General features: G+C 54.2%; 21 protein-coding genes, 1 other RNA gene and 1 pseudogene. 10 read left to right on the top strand and 13 right to left on the bottom strand.

Translation table 11 applies throughout. From position 1 onward, the window contains the following. The first annotated feature begins 93 nt into the window (after positions 1–93). Entirely contained in the window at positions 94–687 is a 594-nt protein-coding gene (locus Q0X64_RS10215) for a Yip1 family protein (protein WP_297812345.1), read from the top strand. Positions 688–761: 74 nt separating this feature from the next. Here the strand turns inward: Q0X64_RS10215 and rnpB are convergent. Further along, positions 762–1,112: RNase P RNA component class A (rnpB, locus tag Q0X64_RS10210), an RNA gene on the bottom strand. A 25-nt stretch (positions 1,113–1,137) separates the two neighbouring features. Beyond that, entirely contained in the window at positions 1,138–1,986 is an 849-nt protein-coding gene (gene rsmI, locus Q0X64_RS10205) for a 16S rRNA (cytidine(1402)-2'-O)-methyltransferase (RefSeq protein WP_297812342.1), read from the bottom strand. Positions 1,987–2,077: 91 nt separating this feature from the next. Between rsmI and Q0X64_RS10200 the strand changes: the two genes are divergently transcribed. The 3 genes from Q0X64_RS10200 (at position 2,078) to Q0X64_RS10190 (ending at position 4,941) form a co-directional block, all read left to right on the top strand. Further along, positions 2,078–3,934 (top strand): penicillin-binding protein activator, encoded by a 1,857-nt coding sequence (locus tag Q0X64_RS10200; RefSeq protein ID WP_297812339.1) that lies wholly within the window; start codon positions 2,078–2,080, stop codon positions 3,932–3,934. A 1-nt stretch (position 3,935) separates the two neighbouring features. Continuing rightward, on the top strand, positions 3,936–4,298 hold the full coding sequence (locus Q0X64_RS10195) for a YraN family protein (protein ID WP_297812336.1): 363 nt from the start codon (positions 3,936–3,938) through the stop codon (positions 4,296–4,298). Positions 4,299–4,365: 67 nt separating this feature from the next. After that, the gene (locus Q0X64_RS10190; RefSeq protein ID WP_297812333.1) at positions 4,366–4,941 is read left to right on the top strand and encodes a BON domain-containing protein; all 576 of its coding nucleotides are present in this window, start codon (positions 4,366–4,368) and stop codon (positions 4,939–4,941) included. Between the two features lie 55 nt (positions 4,942–4,996). Here the strand turns inward: Q0X64_RS10190 and hemJ are convergent, their stop codons facing one another. Further along, positions 4,997–5,422 carry a protoporphyrinogen oxidase HemJ gene (hemJ, locus tag Q0X64_RS10185; RefSeq protein WP_297812330.1) on the bottom strand — a complete coding sequence of 142 codons (426 nt, stop codon included), beginning with the start codon at positions 5,420–5,422 and terminating at the stop codon, positions 4,997–4,999. Positions 5,423–5,482: 60 nt separating this feature from the next. Between hemJ and Q0X64_RS10180 the strand changes: the two genes are divergently transcribed. Then, complete coding sequence (locus Q0X64_RS10180; RefSeq protein ID WP_297812326.1) at positions 5,483–5,866, top strand: PilZ domain-containing protein; 384 nt, start codon at positions 5,483–5,485, stop codon at positions 5,864–5,866. A gap of 7 nt (positions 5,867–5,873) precedes the next feature. Here Q0X64_RS10180 and radA read toward each other — a convergent pair whose 3' ends face one another. The 9 genes and pseudogenes from radA to Q0X64_RS10135 form a co-directional block, all read right to left on the bottom strand. Then, positions 5,874–7,265, bottom strand: coding sequence for a DNA repair protein RadA (radA, locus tag Q0X64_RS10175; protein ID WP_297812323.1), 1,392 nt, complete (start codon positions 7,263–7,265; stop codon positions 5,874–5,876). Next, positions 7,258–8,346 carry an alanine racemase gene (gene alr / locus Q0X64_RS10170; RefSeq protein WP_297812319.1) on the bottom strand — a complete coding sequence of 363 codons (1,089 nt, stop codon included), beginning with the start codon at positions 8,344–8,346 and terminating at the stop codon, positions 7,258–7,260. Before alr ends, radA begins: the two co-directional genes overlap by 8 nt. Continuing rightward, on the bottom strand, positions 8,343–9,752 hold the full coding sequence (dnaB, locus tag Q0X64_RS10165; RefSeq protein ID WP_297812316.1) for a replicative DNA helicase: 1,410 nt from the start codon (positions 9,750–9,752) through the stop codon (positions 8,343–8,345). The genes alr and dnaB overlap by 4 nt, the downstream gene beginning before the upstream one ends. A gap of 279 nt (positions 9,753–10,031) precedes the next feature. Further along, positions 10,032–10,469: pseudogene (rplI, locus tag Q0X64_RS10160) on the bottom strand (50S ribosomal protein L9); the annotation flags it as partial. A gap of 48 nt (positions 10,470–10,517) precedes the next feature. Then, positions 10,518–11,348 carry a DUF2232 domain-containing protein gene (locus Q0X64_RS10155; RefSeq protein ID WP_297812313.1) on the bottom strand — a complete coding sequence of 277 codons (831 nt, stop codon included), beginning with the start codon at positions 11,346–11,348 and terminating at the stop codon, positions 10,518–10,520. Between the two features lie 120 nt (positions 11,349–11,468). Then, on the bottom strand, positions 11,469–11,696 hold the full coding sequence (gene rpsR / locus Q0X64_RS10150; RefSeq protein ID WP_297812310.1) for a 30S ribosomal protein S18: 228 nt from the start codon (positions 11,694–11,696) through the stop codon (positions 11,469–11,471). Between the two features lie 28 nt (positions 11,697–11,724). After that, on the bottom strand, positions 11,725–12,063 hold the full coding sequence (gene rpsF / locus Q0X64_RS10145; RefSeq protein WP_297812308.1) for a 30S ribosomal protein S6: 339 nt from the start codon (positions 12,061–12,063) through the stop codon (positions 11,725–11,727). A 109-nt stretch (positions 12,064–12,172) separates the two neighbouring features. Further along, positions 12,173–12,913: a 23S rRNA (guanosine(2251)-2'-O)-methyltransferase RlmB gene (gene rlmB, locus Q0X64_RS10140; RefSeq protein ID WP_297813271.1), complete on the bottom strand. Its 741-nt coding sequence runs from the start codon at positions 12,911–12,913 to the stop codon at positions 12,173–12,175. A 28-nt stretch (positions 12,914–12,941) separates the two neighbouring features. Further along, entirely contained in the window at positions 12,942–13,616 is a 675-nt protein-coding gene (locus tag Q0X64_RS10135) for an OmpA family protein (RefSeq protein ID WP_297812304.1), read from the bottom strand. Positions 13,617–13,707: 91 nt separating this feature from the next. On the opposite strand from Q0X64_RS10135, the gene moaB reads away from it, so the two are divergent. From moaB to Q0X64_RS10110, 5 genes are all read left to right on the top strand, one after another. Further along, on the top strand, positions 13,708–14,223 hold the full coding sequence (moaB, locus tag Q0X64_RS10130) for a molybdenum cofactor biosynthesis protein B (RefSeq protein WP_297812301.1): 516 nt from the start codon (positions 13,708–13,710) through the stop codon (positions 14,221–14,223). Then, on the top strand, positions 14,223–14,456 hold the full coding sequence (locus tag Q0X64_RS10125; protein WP_297812298.1) for a glutaredoxin family protein: 234 nt from the start codon (positions 14,223–14,225) through the stop codon (positions 14,454–14,456). Before moaB ends, Q0X64_RS10125 begins: the two co-directional genes overlap by 1 nt. A gap of 80 nt (positions 14,457–14,536) precedes the next feature. Then, the gene (locus Q0X64_RS10120; RefSeq protein WP_297812296.1) at positions 14,537–15,421 is read left to right on the top strand and encodes an alpha/beta hydrolase; all 885 of its coding nucleotides are present in this window, start codon (positions 14,537–14,539) and stop codon (positions 15,419–15,421) included. Between the two features lie 44 nt (positions 15,422–15,465). Then, positions 15,466–16,611: a ribonuclease D gene (rnd, locus tag Q0X64_RS10115; protein ID WP_297812293.1), complete on the top strand. Its 1,146-nt coding sequence runs from the start codon at positions 15,466–15,468 to the stop codon at positions 16,609–16,611. 4 nt (positions 16,612–16,615) lie between these two features. Beyond that, positions 16,616–17,497: a carbohydrate kinase family protein gene (locus Q0X64_RS10110; RefSeq protein ID WP_297812290.1), complete on the top strand. Its 882-nt coding sequence runs from the start codon at positions 16,616–16,618 to the stop codon at positions 17,495–17,497. A 19-nt stretch (positions 17,498–17,516) separates the two neighbouring features. Here the strand turns inward: Q0X64_RS10110 and Q0X64_RS10105 are convergent, their stop codons facing one another. Beyond that, positions 17,517–17,987 (bottom strand): phosphatidylglycerophosphatase A, encoded by a 471-nt coding sequence (locus tag Q0X64_RS10105; RefSeq protein ID WP_366517518.1) that lies wholly within the window; start codon positions 17,985–17,987, stop codon positions 17,517–17,519. Between the last annotated feature and the right edge of the window lies 1 nt (position 17,988).

The following is a 17,988-nucleotide window of genomic DNA, read 5'->3' as shown; positions in this document are numbered from 1 at the left end:
TAATCACTTGAAGATCCTGAACAATGGGCATAAAGTGAATTCAAAGCGGTCCTTGATGTTAACGTCCGATTAACGACCACAAGGAGGTCTGCTATGTATCATCACCACCGTAAGCACTTCTGGGGGCTTTTCTCAGTTCCACATGCCGAGTGGCAATCCATCAGCGATGAGAAACTGGATATCACTCAATTCGGCATATTGCGTATGCTCATACTGGCGCTGGTACCCGCCGTGGCTTTCCTGATAGGCATCAATCAAATTGGCTGGAGCCTGTCCGGCGCTGAATTCAACCAGGTGGCATTCAGCATGGCCCTGCCGATGGCGGGGGCATTTTATGCGCTGATCATCCTGTTCACCCTGCTGATGACCTACTTCACCTTTGCCATGGAACGCGCCTATGGCGATGAAGCCAGCTTTGGCCGTTGCCTGCTGTTTACGACCTACACGGCAACGCCGATGTTTATGGCAGGCCTGATAGGTTTTGTCCCCATAGTCTGGCTGTGCATGACGGTCTTGATGCTGGCGGTCTGCTACAGCGTGTATCTGCTCTATGTCGGTATCCCGATTTATATGAATATCGATGAAGGTAAGGGCTATGTGGTCTCTACCGGGGTAATTTCTGCCGGTCTGTGCCTGCTGGTCGTGTTTAATGTGCTGACCGTGATTGTCTGGCTCAATATGTTCTAAGCGACAAACATTCACTGCCCGGAAAAGAAAACAGCCGCTCCCTGAAGCTATCAGGTGAGCGGCTGTTTTTTTATAGCTTGAGACCACCGTAAGCCGGGTTCTGTCTGGGACAATCATTCATCTGGGACTGATGTCACCATCAGCCTCAAGCAACCTACCCAGGAACAGTACGGGTCGCACATCATGTTCCTCTATTTGGTCTTGCTCCAGGTGGGGTTTACCCTGCCACTTCTGTTACCAGAAGCGCGGTGCGCTCTTACCGCACCCTTTCACCCTTACCGGCTTGCCGAAGCAAGCTGGCGGTATACTCTCTGTTGCACTGGCCGTAGGCTTACGCCTCCCAGGTGTTACCTGGCACCTTACCCTGTGGAGCCCGGACTTTCCTCACCGACAGCAAACTGTGGCGCGATTGTCTGGTCGTCTCAAGCTGTCTATTTTACCTGACGGGCTTTATTTGTGCTGTAATTTCAGTGCCAGTTGGTAAGCCTCGTTCTTTTTACCGCCGGTAATCGCCGCTGCAATAGCCGCCGCTTTTTTCACCGGTAAATCTTCCAGCAACAAAGCCAGCACCCGTGACAGTTCCTGCTCATCGGCTTTGACTGCAGTCGCTGTCCCTTCTATTAACAAGACGCATTCTCCACGCTGCTGGTTCTGATCGGCCGCGACCCATTCCTGTAACTCCGCCAGCGGTAGAGTCTTAATAGTCTCGTGCAGTTTGGTCAATTCCCTGGCGAGGCAGGCCCGACGTCCGGCACCAAATATGGCCACTGCCTCAGTCAGCGTATCCTGCAGCCTTCTGGGACTCTCATAGAAAATCAGGCTGTGTTCACTGTGTTTGAGTGTTTCCAGGTGCTGGCGTCTTGCGGTCTGTTTCGACGGCAGAAAACCTTCAAAACTGAACTTGTCTGAAGCGATGCCCGACGCGGATAAGGCCGCAATCAATGCACAACTGCCCGGGATCGGCACCACCCGGATCTGATGATTCTGAACCAGTGATACCAGGCGATAGCCAGGGTCGCTGATAAGCGGTGTGCCGGCATCACTGATCAATGCCACTGACTCACCGGCCTGCAAACGTTGCAATAACAATTCACTGCGTTGCTGTTCGTTATGCTCATGCAGAGACAATAAGGGCGTGTGAATACCGAAGTGTTGCAATAGCGGTTTGCTGTGGCGGGTATCCTCAGCGGCCACCACATCGACGGCTTGCAGCGTTTCAACCGCGCGGCTGGAGAAATCCGCCAGGTTACCGATCGGTGTTGCCACGATATATAGCTGTCCGCTTTGTGATGCAGTCACGGTTTTTCCTCAAATCTCCGGCTAAATGTGGTCGTAATATACGCTAACGGGTAAGATGATGCCTTCAATGATAACAATACAGATATCCAATATGACCCTTACACGCTCGCTGCTGTTACCGGCCATCATGCTCCTGTTGCTCAGTGCCTGTCAGCCCATTCAGGGACCGACTGGCCGGGTTCAGCCTGCAGAGATCAAAACCCTGCCGGCTGAGAGCGAGGGCCAGTACCAACAAGCGGCGCAAGAATATCTGCAACTCGCCGGCGACTATCAGGGCGAGAAACAGGCCTTGTATCAGCTTCGTGCTGCGCAGTTGTTCTGGCAGGTCGGTGATGTCGAACAGGCAGCTCAGGCGCTGTCACAAGTAGATCAATCGCTGCTCAGTGACAACAAGCGTTTCAGCGCCGCCACACTGAAGGCGGAAATTGCCTTGTTCAACAGCGATGGTGAAGCCGCATCCCAGGCCCTGACTGACTTTGAAGCAGGCAGCCTGTCCGCAGAAGAACAGCAACAATTACTGCGACTGCGCAGTGATGCCTACACGCTCACAGAAAACTGGCTGGAAAAAGCCAACAGCCACCTGGCACTGGAAAAGCTGCTGACTGAACAGGATGCCCTCGCCGCTAACCGTGAAGCCCTGTGGCAGGCCCTGATGCAAATGACGCCACAGGCACTGGATTTATACAATCCGGGTTATCCACCGGCTGATGATAGTGGCTGGTTTGCGCTGGCTTATGCGATCAAGGCCTATCAGGACAACCCCGAAGCACAAGCTGTGGCGCTGGAGGACTGGCGTCGCAGTTACCCCAACCACCCCGCCGATCCGGATTTATTCCAGCAGGCGATACAAACCGGGGCCAGTCAGCTACCCCGGCAAGTGCAGGACATTGCCGTGCTGCTGCCCGCCAGCGGGCCTTTTGCCGAAGTGGCCGCCAGCATCAAACAGGGCATTATCGCCGCACATTACGCCAGCGGCTCCCCAGCACAGCTGCATTTTCTCGATGTTGATACCGACCCTGTCAGCGGCCTGGGCAATGTCACTCAGCAGTACCAGCAAGCACTGAGTCTGGGCGCAGATGTCGTGATCGGCCCCTTGCAGAAAGCCTCGGTGGAAAGCCTGGCCGCCCAATCAGAACTGCCGGTACCGGTACTGGCGCTGAACCGGGTGGATGAGCGCAACAGCCGTCCCAATCTGTTTCAGTTCGGGTTGGCACCGGAAGATGATGCCGCAGCGATTGCTGACTATGCGCGTCGTCAGGGCTACCAGCATGCCGTGGTGTTATCACCGCGCGGTGACTGGGGCGACCGGGTTGCCTCGGCCTTTAACAATGCCTGGCAGCAACAAGGCGGCAATGTGCTTTATCAGTCCAGCTACGATGAAAGCGTGAATGACTTTCGCGATACTTTGATCCCGCTGATGGGACTGGATGTCAGTGAAAGCCGCTACCAGACGCTGAAAAGCACACTGGGCCGCTCACTCGACTTTGAGCCGCGCCGACGTCAGGATATTGATTTCCTTTTCCTGGTGGCCCGTCCGCTCAAGGCGCGGCAACTGGTGCCACAACTCAAATTCCACCGCAGTGGCAAGCTGCCGCTGATGGCTACCTCCCACGCATACAGCGGTCAGCCGGATCCTCAGCAGGACATTGATCTGAATGATTTGATTGTGACCGATATTCCCTGGATGCTGGCAATGGATACCGTGAATGACCCGGCTTTTGAAACCTATCAACAACAGTCACAAAATCCTTCCGGTAGCCTGCTCAGGCTTTATGCCATGGGGGTCGATGCCTACCGGCTGCTGCAGGAATTGAACACGTTGAGCCAGGATCCCGAACAACGCTATCAGGGCGCCACCGGCAATCTCTCGGTCAATACCGAGGGCCAGGTGAAACGGGAAATGGGCTGGGGTCAATTCCAGCAGGGGTATCTCGAAGCGTTGCCTTGATATGTTGTTTTCCAGAGATCGGGGAACACAAGTTGAAGACGCCGTCAGCCGCTTTCTGAAAAAGCAGGGGCTGACCTTACTGACCCGTAATTACCATTGTCGGGGCGGGGAAATTGATCTGGTGATGCAGGACAAATCGGTGCTGGTGTTTGTTGAAGTTCGTTTTCGCAAGAACAGCCGTTTTGGCAGCGCGGTAGAGACCGTGAACAAGCGCAAACAATCACGTATTATTCTCACCGCCCGGCATTACCTGCAGCAACACCCGGGCAAACACGACAGTTGCCGTTTTGATGTGGTGGGTGTTGCCCCGGCGGATAAAGGCTACCAGTTCGAATGGATTCAGAATGCTTTTGAACAAAGCTGAAACAGGCTGGTCAATGACAAGCCATACCAGTCATAATAAACCTTAATTAATTTCGAGGATTGCACACATGCTTAAGTTGAAAAATCTTGCTTGGCTGATAGTCCCGGTAATGCTGATTCAGGGCTGTGCTCCTGCCGTCGTCGGTGGTGCGGCGACTGGTGCCGGTGTTGCCTATGATCGGCGCACAACCGGCACCGTGATTGATGACCAGGGCATAGAATTCAAAGGTGCTTATGCGCTGTTTAACAACAAGGAAATTCACGATCAGAGTCACATCAACGTCACCAGTTACAACGGCATCGTCCTGCTGACCGGTGAAACACCGAGCGAATCACTAAAACAGAAAGTGACCGCTGAAATTAAAGCGCTGCCCAAGGTTCGCCGCATTTATAACGAGCTGGCGATTGCAGCGCCCAGCGCCCTGCCGTCACGCAGCAGCGATGCCTGGATCACTTCCAAAATCAAAACCAAGATGACCACTGACAAGCAAATCGATCCCTTCCGCATCAAGGTGGTGACCGAAAGAGGCATTGTTTACCTGATGGGACTGGTCAGCCGTACTGAAGCCGATCAAGCGGTATCACTGGTGAAAAGCACGGCCGGTGTTCAGCGAGTGGTGAAGATTTTTGAATACACCGACTAATATCGGTTGAGCTTACACACAAAAAAGGCGCCCAAGGCGCCTTTTTTATTTGCATTCAGAAAGGTTTGACCACTGCCAGGATAATGACAGCGATAAGCAGCAGGACCGGGATCTCGTTGAATAGACGATAGAACTTGTGGCTGCGCTGGTTGTTGTCAGCAGCAAACTGCTTGAGCATGCGACCGCACATGCCATGATAGGCGAACAACAAAACGACCAGGGTGAGTTTGGCATGCAGCCAGCCCATTGCAGCCAGTTGTTCCAGCGAGTAAAAGCTGAGCAGCCAGATGCCGAATACCAGTGTCAGCAGCGCACTGGGGGTCATGATGCCCCGGTATAGCTTGCGCTCCATGATTTTAAAACGCTCATTGCCAGCTTCATCCTCACACATAGCATGGTAAACATACAGCCGCGGCAGGTAGAACATCGCTGAAAACCAGGTCACGATAAAAATCAGGTGAAAGGCCTTAACCCAAAGCATGCTGTACTCCTGCTGACAAAACAGTGATAGTATCAAATGACGCTTTCGGGGAGTGGAAATATGGCCGATTCATCCGCACAGCAAAAACGCCGCTTCAGCCGCATTCCGTTTAATGCCGTGGCACACATTAATACCGAAGACGGCGACGAATTTCTTAACTGCCAGGTGCTCGACGTCTCACTGCATGGCCTTTTGATCGAAAGGCCCGGACAGTGGCAGGCAGATCTGCACCAGCCCTGCCGGGTCGATCTGTTGCTGGAGGAAGGTCAGATAGTGATAGAAATGCAGGCGACGGTGGCCAATATTGATGCGGCTTATATCGGCTTTGAATGCCGGGAAATCGATCTGGACAGCATGACCCATCTCAAGCGCCTGGTTGAACTGAATCTGGGTGACGAAGCCCTGCTGCATCGAGAACTATCAACCCTGCTGGAGCAGGCCTGAGTCTGACTTAGCTGGCTTCCTGCAGGGCACTGATCACTTCTGATAAATGCCTGACCGGGGTGACTTTCATTTCTTTCATCGCTTTGCGCGGGGCATTGGCCGCCGGCACGATGGCATGGGAAAAACCATGCTTGCTGGCATCGCGGATACGCTCTTCACCCGCCTGAACTGGCCGGATTTCCCCAGTCAGTCCCACTTCACCGAACAACACCCAGTCGCGGGGCAAAGCGCGGTTTCTGAGGCTGGAAATGATGGCAGCCAATACCGCCAGATCCGCGCCGGTCTCACTCAGTTTGACGCCACCGACTACATTGATAAACACATCCTGATCATGACAGGTAATCCCGCCGTGACGATGTAAGATTGCCAGCAACATTGCCAGCCGATTCTGTTCCAGCCCGACGGTCACCCGCCGCGGATTCCCCAGTGGACTGCTGTCCACCAAAGCCTGCACTTCCACCAGCATCGGCCGACTGCCTTCCCGGATGACGGTCACCACGCTGCCGGGTACTGCATCCTCGCTACGGGACAGGAATATCGCTGAAGGGTTACTGACTTCTTTCAGCCCCAGCTCGGTCATGCCGAACACGCCCAGCTCATTGACCGCACCAAAGCGATTTTTCACCGCCCGCAGAATACGAAACCGGGTCGAGGTATCCCCCTCAAAATAAAGCACGGTATCGACCATATGCTCCAGCACCCGCGGCCCGGCCAGAGACCCCTGCTTGGTGACATGGCCGACCAGGATCATGGTAGTGCCGCTGGCCTTGGCATAACGTACCAGTTGCGCGGCGCTCTCACGCACCTGGGCCACGGTGCCGGGTGCTGACTGCAGTTGCTCGGTAAACACGGTCTGAATCGAATCGATCACCATCACCTGGGGTTTTCTCTGCTCAGCCGTTGTGACCATCTGCTCGGCATGGGTCTCAGCCAAGAGTTCCAGTGGTGCCTGCTCCAGTTGCAGTCGCTCCGCCCTCAGCCGGATTTGCTGCAGTGATTCCTCACCGCTGATGTAGAGTGGCTTGATTTGACTGCTATCGGCCATGGTGGCCATGGCCTGCAACAGCAAGGTGGATTTGCCGATACCGGGATCGCCGCCAATCAGCACCACTGAGCCGGTGACCAGGCCGCCGCCCAAAACCCGATCCAGTTCCGGCAGGCCGGTGGTCCAGCGTACTGCCTGCTCAGCCTTGACTTCGGACAGGGCGTGGACTTCCCTTTTCTGTTCGGCGGCATAACCACTGTGGCGGTTGATGGTCGCCTGCGCCGTTGATGAAGCCCCGGCCTGCACCTCTTCCTGCAGGCTGTTCCAGGCGCCGCAATCATTACAACGGCCTGCCCACTGCGGTGTCTGTGCACCGCATTCCTTGCAGACATAAACCCGCTTGGCTTTAGCCATCAGACAACTCCCTTGCCACACGCTGACAGATCACGGTCACCAGTTCATAGGGAATCGTGCCGGCCAGCGTCGCCAGTTGCTCTACCGGTAAGTCCGGCTGTCCCCATAAAACCACCTCATCGCCGACCTGCGCGTGTTCCATATCATTGAGATTCAAACAGATAGTATCCATCGATACCCGGCCGATCACCGCTACTTTCTGATCGCGCAATAACACTTCGGCCTTGTTGGATAGGTGACGGCTATAGCCATCACCATAACCGATACTGGCCACGCCCACCCGGGTAGGCTTGTCAGCCGTCCAGTCACCGCCGTAACCGACCTGGCCGCCGGCTTCAATATCATAAACCGCAATCAGCCGGGTTTTGAGTTGCATCGCCGGCTGCAAATCAAATGCGCCCCCAGACTTATCATCAAATGGCGCGATCCCATACAGCATCAGTCCCGGACGTACCCAGTCTTTATGCGATTGTGGATAAGACAGCACGGCAGCCGAATTCGCCATACACAGCGGCACATCGGTCTGTTGCTTTAATGCCAGCATGGTTTCAAGCTGGGCCTCATTACGCGGATCGCCCACCAAATCAGAATTGGCAAAATGACTCATCAGGCCGATTTCACCGTGGATATTCTGGCAGGCCTGCAGCAGGGATAAAGCAGACGTTGCCTGTTCGGGGCTGATCCCCAAACGATGCATGCCACTGTCTACCATCAGCCAGTTAAACTGCAGCGGCTTGGGCAACTTGATGCGCTGCAGCAGTTGTATCTGGGTATGTAAATGAATCAGCGGCGATAAATCATAGCGGGCGGCGGTGATGAAATCTGCTTCGCTGTTGACGCCTTCCAGCAGCACAATCGGTTTTTCTATGCCATGTTCTCTGAGAAATACCCCTTCGTTGAGGCGGGCAACGGCAAAAGCGTCACTGTCACGCAAAGATTCTGCTACGGTCAAAACACCATGCCCGTAGGCATCGGCTTTGATCACCGACATCACCCGGCTGTCGGGGGCCAATTGCCTGACGCGGGAAAGATTATGACGCAGTGCGGCCGGATTGATCGTGGCAACGGGAAACTGCTTCACGGGCCGTCATCACCGTAATCATCGTAGTAGGCAGGCGCAAAATTTTCGAAACGGGTGTATTTACCCTGGAAAGTCAGCGCTACAGTGCCAATCGGACCATTACGCTGTTTGCCGATAATGATCTCGGCTTTGCCTTTATCCGGTGAGTCTTCGTTATAGACTTCATCACGGTAGATAAACACAATCAAATCGGCATCCTGCTCGATCGCGCCCGACTCACGCAGATCCGACATCACCGGCCGTTTATTGGGCCGTTGTTCCAGACTGCGGTTCAGCTGGGACAGTGCGATTAATGGCACTTCCAGCTCCTTGGCCAGCGCTTTCAGCGAGCGGGAAATTTCGGAGATCTCGGTGGCACGATTTTCACTGGCGCGGCCAGCATTGCCCTGCATCAACTGCAGATAATCGATAACGATCATGCTGAGGCCATGTTCACGCTTGAGACGGCGTGCCCGCGCCCGTAATTCGGTCGGCGTTAAAGCCGGCGTGTCATCGATAAACAACGGCGCTTCGTTGAGCAGCGCAATCGCCGACGTCAGACGCGGCCAGTCATCATCATTGAGTTTACCGGTACGCAGGCGGTGCTGATCAATCCGCCCCAGCGAAGACAGCATCCGCATCGCCAGCGCATCGGCGGGCATTTCCATACTGAATACCGCGACCGGTTTTTTGCTGTGAATCGCACCATTTTCGGCCAGGTTCATGGCGAATGTGGTTTTACCCATCGAAGGCCGGCCGGCGACGATAATCAAATCCGCAGGCTGCAGACCCGAGGTCTGCTCATCGAAATCCATAAAGCCGGTAGGCAGGCCGGTGATTGAACTGTCCTGCTCAAACAGGGTATCAATGCGATCCACAACCTTGCTCAGCACATCTTTGACTTGAACAAAGCCACCACCGCGATTGGCGCCCTTTTCGGCAATCTCGAATACATAGCGCTCGGCCATGTCGAGCATTTCTTCTTTGGTCATGCCTTCCGGTTTGAAGGCCATATTGGAAATGCTGTTACCGACCTGGATTAACTGCCGCAAAATCGCCCGTTCACGGACGATTTCCGCATAGGCGCTGATGTTGGCAGCACTGGGAGTATTACGTGCCAGCATGCCCAGATAGGCGAGTTCACCGACCTGATCCAGTTCGCCGCGCTTGTCATGCCATTCCGCCAGGGTAATGACATCAACCGGCTGCGATTGCTCCATGAGTTGGGCAATAGCACGAAAAATCAGCTGGTGATCGTGGCGATAGAAATCCTGCTCGACCAGAACATCAGCGACCTGTTCCCAGGCGCCGTTGTCGAGCATCAGCCCACCCAACACGGACTGCTCGGCTTCCACCGAGTGGGGCGGGACTTTCAGAGCCTCTGTGGCGGTATCCGTAAACGATTCTGGATAACTGATTTCTTCCACAGGTCCACCTATTCAGACAGAGACAATGTTTCACTCACAATGAGAATGTGAGTTTAGCAGAAAAAGGGAACAAGCGAAGGCCTCTCCCTAAAGCATATTGCGAATAAAAAACGCCGATGTGTGCCGGGTTATCGCCCGGCACACACTGGCATCAAAGACGATGTGTTACGCGTCTTCTTCCTGTGCTTTAGCAATCGCTTCGGCTTCTTCACGCGCCGCATCACGGGCTTTTTTAGCTTCTTCTGCTTCGGCACGCGCCTGCAGTTCCGCTTCGGAAGACACGTTCACCTTAACGGTGACCAGCACGTCAGCATGCAGTTGAATATCGATGTTGTATTCACCTGTGTGACGCAGTGGGCCGGTTGGCAGACGCACTTCGTTGCGATCGACATCAGCACCGGCAGCGTTCAACGCATCAGCGATATCCGCAGCTGTGATGGAGCCAAACAGTTTACCTTCAACACCGGCGTTAGCCATGATGTCGAGGTCACCGGCGGCAACCAGTTTCGCCTTACGGCTTTCAGCTTCAGCCAGCACTTTGGCGGCAGCGGCTTCCAGCTCAGCACGGCGTGCTTCAAACTTTTCTCTGTTAAGCTTGGTGGCAGGCAAAGCTTTACCTGTTGGCACCAGGAAGTTACGACCGTAACCGGATTTAACAGTTACTTCGTCGCCCAGGCTACCAAGCTTTTGAACTTTTTCTAGCAAAATAACTTGCATCGTTCTACCCTCATTCGCAGTGTCTTACTGCTTAATCAAAACCTCGCATCACTCCACCTGGGAGCGTTTGCGAAAATCAAACCACTGATCCAAAACACCTAACGTCGCCAGCATCATCACCATTTGCGGCATCATCAGCACCAGCAACACATACATCGTCACCAGCCAGCCTTTGCCTTTCTGCCTGAGATTGACGATGGCATGCACTATCGCCAAGCCCTGAATGCCAAAGGCCACCAGCATTACCGGCAGACAATCCGCCAGCAGACGCAATGCATCCGCCATCGGTGTCAAAGCCACGACCATCAAAATGGCCGTCAGCATTGCAGCCGGTTTACCCAAACGCAGTTGGCGAAACTCTTCACCAAAGGCGCCGGGGTTGAACAACTGCGCCTGCCAGGCTCGGCCAATAAGCAGCCCCACCACAGCATTAAAGCTGACGCCGGCAGCAATCAGGCCGGTCATCATTGCTGCCAGGTTGTCTGTCAGTCGCGCCGTTTCATCGACGCCCAACTGCCAGCCAGGCTGCTCACTTAGTGAGGCCATAAACGGTTCGATCATGCCTCGCCACCAGCCGGTCAGCTCAGGCACCAGCAGGTGCATTAACAGCACGACCACCAGGCCCAGTCCACTTGCTGCCAGCAGGGCAGTCGCCAGTGAACGGCTATACCCCAGAGCCAGCGTTGCCACAAAGACCGGCAACCAGCTGGATAAAAGCACCAGGCCTGCAATCCACATCTGCCCCAGCAGCAACCAGGCCACCAGCACAAAAACGATCAGGGTGGCAGTCACCACTCTGGCGCCTTCTCTGGGCCCCATTCTCAGGGTTGCCAGGGCAATCACACCGCTGGCCAGATAGTTCAGCGGCGGTAACATCATGGCTGCTGCAGACAGAAGCGCTGTTGCGACGGCTGCCTGCCACCGGCCCTGCATGGCAAAATCTGCAATTCCTCGCAGCATGATGACTAACTAACGTTGTTTCGGTGTTTTAATCAAAAATTACTTGTGCATGTCGCAGTAAGGCAACAGCGCCAGGAAACGTGCACGCTTCACACAGGTAGACAGCTGACGCTGGTAGCGTGCTTTAGTGCCTGTGATACGGCTGGGGACGATTTTCCCGGTTTCGGTGATGTAATTTTTCAGCAAGTTCACATCTTTATAATCGATGTGTTTGATGCCTTCAGCGGTAAAGCGACAAAATTTTCTACGTCTAAAAAAACGAGCCATTGTGATTCTCCTAAATTCTCAAGCAGCCTTAAGCTGATTTCTTGTCTTCATCTTTTTGCATCATGGGTGACGGTTCGGTGACCGCTTCGTCCATGGTGACAACCAAATGACGGATAACAGCGTCGTTAAAACGGAATGCAGTGGTGACTTCGTTGAGTTGTTCAACGTCACATTCAGCATTCATCAGGACGTAGTGCGCTTTGTGCACTTTGTTGATGGGATAAGCCAGTTGACGGCGACCCCAGTCTTCCTGACGGTGAATTTTACCGCCCTGGCTGGTCAGCGTTTGTGCATAACGCTCGATCATGCCCGGCACTTGCTCGCTCTGGTCAGGGTGGACCAGAAACACGATTTCGTAATGTCTCATTAGAGCTCCTCACGGTTTAAACAGCTTTATGACTCATGCCATAAAGCAAGGAGTTTTTGCCTGAAAAATTCAAAGGCAATCTAGTATTTTATAAGATTTTAGTTACGCCTCACAAGTGGCGTTGACGATAGGCTTCAAACAGGCAGACACCGGCGGCGACCGAGACGTTGAGACTTTCGGTTTCGCCCTGCATCGGGATCAGCATAACCTGATCGCAATTATCACGGGTCAAGCGCCGTATTCCCTTGCCTTCGGCCCCGAGAATAATCGCCAGCGGCCCCTTCAGATCAGCCTCGAACAAAGTCGTGTCTGCTTCGCCTGAAGTGCCAACCAGCCACACGCCCATTTGCTGCAGGTCTTTCATTAGCCGGGCAATATTGGTCACTTGCGCAAAGGGCACCCGTTCAGCAGCACCGCTGGAAATCTTGACTGCTGTCGCAGTTAAGCCTGATGCCCGGTCCTTGGGCGCGACCACAGCATGCACACCGGCCGCTTCCGCTGTTCGCAGGCAGGCGCCCAGATTATGCGGATCCTGCACGCCATCAAGCATGAGCAGAAAAGCCGGTTCATTCAGATTCTCGATCAGATTAAGCAGGCCTTTCTCATCCAGGCTTTCCAGTGGCTTACAGCGTGCTGCGCACCCTTGATGCTGCACGCCCGGAGCGAATTTATCCACGGTATCGCGCTCAACCTGATGCACAACAACGCCCTGTGCACGAGCGGCAGCCAACACTTGTTCGACTCGCTGATCCTGGCGCTCAGCGCTCAGCCAGATTTCTTTGACCCGGCTGACCGGCACATCCAAAGCGGCCTGCACAGCATGCAGGCCGAAAATGATATCGGGCGCAATCGCTGCCCGCGAGTCGGATCGGTTTTGTTTACGGTGCTTGGTAGGCTTCAGCTTCCTGTCCTTCTACAATCGGTTTCACAAACAGTTCGACCCGACGGTTCAATTGTCGACCGGCCTCGGTTTCGTTGGTAGCACGCGGTTCCAGTTCACCACGACCAAAAGCATAAAGACGGTTGGGATCAATACCACGTGAGCCGAAGAAGTCCACCACCGATTGTGCACGCTGTTCTGACAGGCGTTGGTTATAGATTTCTGAACCTACGCTGTCGGTGTGACCGACCACGTGGATGACCGTTTTCGGATAACGCTGCAAGACATCGGCCACTTTATTCAGGGTCGGTGTGAAAGCTGATTTCAGCGAAGCACTGTCAAAGTCAAAGGACACTTCACTGGCGATATCAATTTTCAGCGTTTCATTTTCCAGTTGCTGAATCTTGAGTTCATTTCGGGCCTGTTCATCCGCCAGTGCCTGTTCAAACTCGCGTTGCTGATTATCCATGTAACGCCCGACACCGGCACCGGCCAGTGCACCGACAGCAGCCCCCGCAACCACACCACCGGTGCCGTCATCAACTGCGTAGCCCAGCAGGGCACCAGCAGCAGCACCAATCGCCGCACCGCTTTTGGTTTTTTTGTTGGGATCGTCTGCAGCGCAACCACTGAGCGCGGTTGCCAGCAAAGTGACTAATACCAGTTTCTTCATTAAGTGACTCCTCCTTAAAGTGAGCATTCTAGACCCTTGTCCGGATGCTGACTATACTGGCCTTGCCAGAAAAAAACTGAGACGCAGACAGATGAATCCGGAATTTATCCCTATTAATATTGCAGTACTGACAATATCCGATAGCCGTCAATTCGACAACGATACCTCGGGTAAAGTGCTTGAAGACAAGGCGAATGCCGATGGGCATCAGGTGATTGATCGTCAGATTGTGGCTGATGATATTTACCAGATCCGGGCTATTGTATCGGCGTGGATTGCTGACCCGGCGGTGAATGCCATTGTGACCACCGGCGGCACTGGCCTGACCGGCCGTGATGGGACCCCGGAAGCAGTCAAGGTACTGTTCGATAAGGAAATTGAAGGCTTTGGCGAACTGTTCCGCTCATTGTCTTACCAGGTCATTAAAACCTCGACCGTACAATCGCGCGCCGTAGCCGGCGTCGCCAACGGCACTTTTATTTTCTCACTGCCAGGCTCCTCCGGCGCCTGCAGAACCGGCTGGGATGAAATTTTGCACGAGCAACTGGATAACCGTCACAAGCCCTGCAACTTTGTCGAACTCATGCCACGACTGAAGGAGACTTAATGCGTCTGACACTGTTCACAACAGAAGGCTGCCACCTGTGTGAGGAGGCGCATGAGTTGCTGCTGAACGTTGCAGATGCTTATCCACTTCAGGTTTGTCTGCAAGAAATCGGCGATGATGAACAACTGGTGGCACGCTATGGTATCCGCATTCCGGTGGTCCAATTCCCCGATGACCAGGAACTGGACTGGCCATTCAGTGAAACGGATATTGAACGGATAATTACCAGCTAAATCAATCATTAAGGGCTATTCACAGGAACTTCACTCGCCGCCGTAGACTCTTACCAGAGTAACTGTTCTGGAGTGTCCGAATGCCCGTTAAAACCCTGCGTTTTTTACCCTTTTTATTGCTACTGACAATAGCCAGTGCTCATGCGGGCAAGTTCCCGCCGGTTCCCGGCAAACGCTATGATGTGGGCGGTTACAGCATACATATGTTGTGCAAGGGTCAGGGCACTCCTACCGTGATTATCGATGCCGGCCTGGGGGATGATTCCAGCGACTGGTTCAATATCCAGAACCGCAGTGCCGCCCAGACTCAGGTCTGTGTTTTTGATCGGCCCGGTTATGGCTGGAGCGATGCAGGTCCCCAGCCAAGAAACAGCCTGCGAATTTCCAACGAAATAGAAAAGCTGGTACACAAAGCCGGTATTGACGGACCCTTTGTATTGGTTGGTCATTCTTTTGGTGGCTATAACATCCGCGTGTTTGCCTCCCAGCACCCGCAAAAAATCGCAGGTATGGTGCTGGTCGACGCCTCTCATGAGGATCAGTACGAACGGCTGAATATCAAGCTGCCCCGACACTACGAGCGTCAACGCAACATCCTGGTTTTACCCAAGGCCAGTGGCACGGTCAGTAACAAAAACAGCCTGTTGCGGGAACGTGCTTTTAACGCCGCCCGTGCCGAAATTTCCTCGCTGCATCAGAGCGCACTGCAGGTACAGCGTTATAACGACCTGCCCAGAGTACCGCTCATCGTGATTAGCCGCGGCCTGGCCGAATGGCGTGGCAACCGAGATGGAGAATCCCGCGAGCGGATCTGGCATCAGCTGCAACAGGATTTATGGCGACTGTCTCCCATTAGCCAGCAGATCTTTGCCAAGCGCAGTGGTCATGATATCCACCTGCACCAGCCGGACTTGGTTGTCAGTGCTATCAACGACATTGTCAGCATGAGCCGGGTTATGCATTAAGCCGCAAACTGGCTATACTGTGTCCCTTTTGCAGAGCACAGTAGATGAGCATCCAGTACGTAGACAGCGCTCAGGACCTTGCAGATTTGTGTCGGCAACTGGCCGGCAGTAAATGGCTGGCGATTGACACCGAATTCCATCGCGAAAAGACCTATTACCCTGAACTGTGCCTGATTCAAATCGCCAACGATGATGTCATTGCATGCGTGGATCCGCTTGCCATTGATGATCTGACGCCTTTGCTGGACTTGTTCTACCGTGATGACACGACGCTGGTGTTTCATGCCGCGCGTCAGGATCTGGAATTATTTTTCCTGCTCCGCGACAGCCTCCCGCCCCATGTATTCGATACCCAGCTGGCCGCCACCGTGCTCGGCTACGGTGATCAGATAGGCTATGGCAACCTGGTCCGTCAGTGCCTCAGCGTCGAACTGGATAAAGCCCATGCACGCACCGACTGGCGCCAGCGACCATTGTCACCGGAACAGATCGATTATGCCGCCGATGACGTGCGCTATCTGCGCCAGCTTTATCATTTACTCACCGACAAACTGCAACAAAGCGGCCGCAGCGACTGGCTTAAGGAAGACTTTGCCGCCCTTTCTTCACCGGCTACCTATCAGGAAGCGCCCGACAGCAGCTGGCAGCGGATCAAAGGTTCGGGCCGCCTCAAGGGCAAGCAACTGGCTATTCTGCAAAAGCTGGGTGCCTGGCGTGAACAACGCGCCATCAGCCACAACCTGCCCAGACGCTGGGTGCTGAAAGACGATGTCATGCTGGATCTGGCCAAACTGGCTCCGACCTCGCCCCAGGCTTTAAAGAAAATCCGTGGCCTCGATCAGCGTGATGTTGACCGCCATGGCAAAGCGCTTTTGCAGGCGATTGAAGCCGGTAAGGCCACCGATAAGAACGACTGGCCGGTTATCAAGCGTCCGACCCCGTTATCCAATCAACAGGAAGCGGTGACCGATGCCTTAATGGCGCTGCTGCGTAAAAGCTGTGATGAGCAGAATATCACCCCGGCAGCCGTTGCCACCCGCAAGGATATTGAAGCCCTGATCCGCGGCGAGTCCTCCAGCGTGCTGCAGGGCTGGCGTCATGAAATCATCGGTCATCAACTGGAAAAGTTTTTAGACGGCGAGCTGAGTCTTAGTGCCAGCCCCGACAAACTGGAAGTTCAACAAAGGTAATTTTATGTCAGCTCTGATTTGCGGCTCATTCGCCTACGACAGCATTATGGTTTTTCCCGACCACTTCAAAAACCATATTCTGCCCGACAAGGTACACATGCTGAATGTCGCCTTCCTGGTGCCGGAATTGCGTAAGGAATTCGGTGGTTGTGCCGGCAATATTGCCTACAACCTCAAGTTGCTGGGGGATGACCCCGTACCCATGGGCACGGTCGGTACTGACTTTGGCCCTTATGCCGACTGGATGGATCAGCAAGGCATCAGTCGTAAGCACGTTCATGAAAAAGCAGGCCATTACACCGCCCAGGCCTTTATCACCACCGATATGGATGATAACCAGATCACTGCATTCCACCCCGGTGCCATGAACCTGGCCCATGAAACGTCTATCAGTGAGGCTGAAGATATCTCTTTAGCTATCGTCGCGCCTGATGGTCGTGACGGCATGGTGCAGCATGCCCGGGAGCTGAAACAGGCAGGGATTCCATTTATTTTCGATCCGGGCCAGGGTCTGCCGATGTTTAACGGTGACGAGTTAATGCAGTTTGCTCAGCAGGCTTCCTACATCGCTTTGAACGACTATGAAGCACAGCTGTTCATGGACCGCACCGGCCTGCCAGAAGAAGAAATTGCGCGCCATGTTGAGGCGCTGATTATTACCCGTGGCTCGCAGGGCTCACATATTTATACCGAAGGCAGGAAAATTGACATCCCCTGTGAACAGGCAGCCGCGGTGGTGGACCCCACCGGTTGTGGCGATGCTTACCGGGCCGGCCTGCTGCACGGCATCATGCATGGTAAAGACTGGGAAGAAACCGGTCGCATTGCAGCGCGTCTGGGCGCAATCAAAATTGCCCAGCACGGCACGCAGAACCACAAGCTCTAACTTGGAACCCCGTCGCCGGTCAGGGCCAGTAAAACTGAATCAAACCCAGACTGGCGGCGGCCATCAGCCCGGCAATGACATCGTCGAGCATCACCCCGAAGCCACCGTGGACTTTTTTATCCGCCACACTCACCGGCCAGGGCTTGGCAATATCAAACACTCTGAATAACACAAAGCCAGCCAGCATCCATTGCCAGCCTCCGGGCGCAAACATCATCGCAACCAGATAGCCGACCACTTCATCCCAGACCACGCCAGAAGGATCATCCTGCTGTAGCCAGTCAACCGTGCGCTGACAGAGCCAGATCCCGGCGATAAAGGCGACCAGCACAAAGCTCAGATAGGCCAGTAAAGACCAGTCCTGGATCAGCCAGTAAATCGGCAAGGCCACCAACGTGCCAAAGGTGCCCGGCGCTTTTGGTGCCAGACCACTGCCAAAGCCATAAGCAATAAAGCAGTCGGGCCGCCGGATGAGCGTTTTCAAGTTCACT

The organism is uncultured Methylophaga sp. (assembly GCF_947259025.1).
GTDB lineage: Bacteria > Pseudomonadota > Gammaproteobacteria > Nitrosococcales > Methylophagaceae > Methylophaga.
This window is presented reverse-complemented; position numbering and strand designations above follow the sequence as displayed.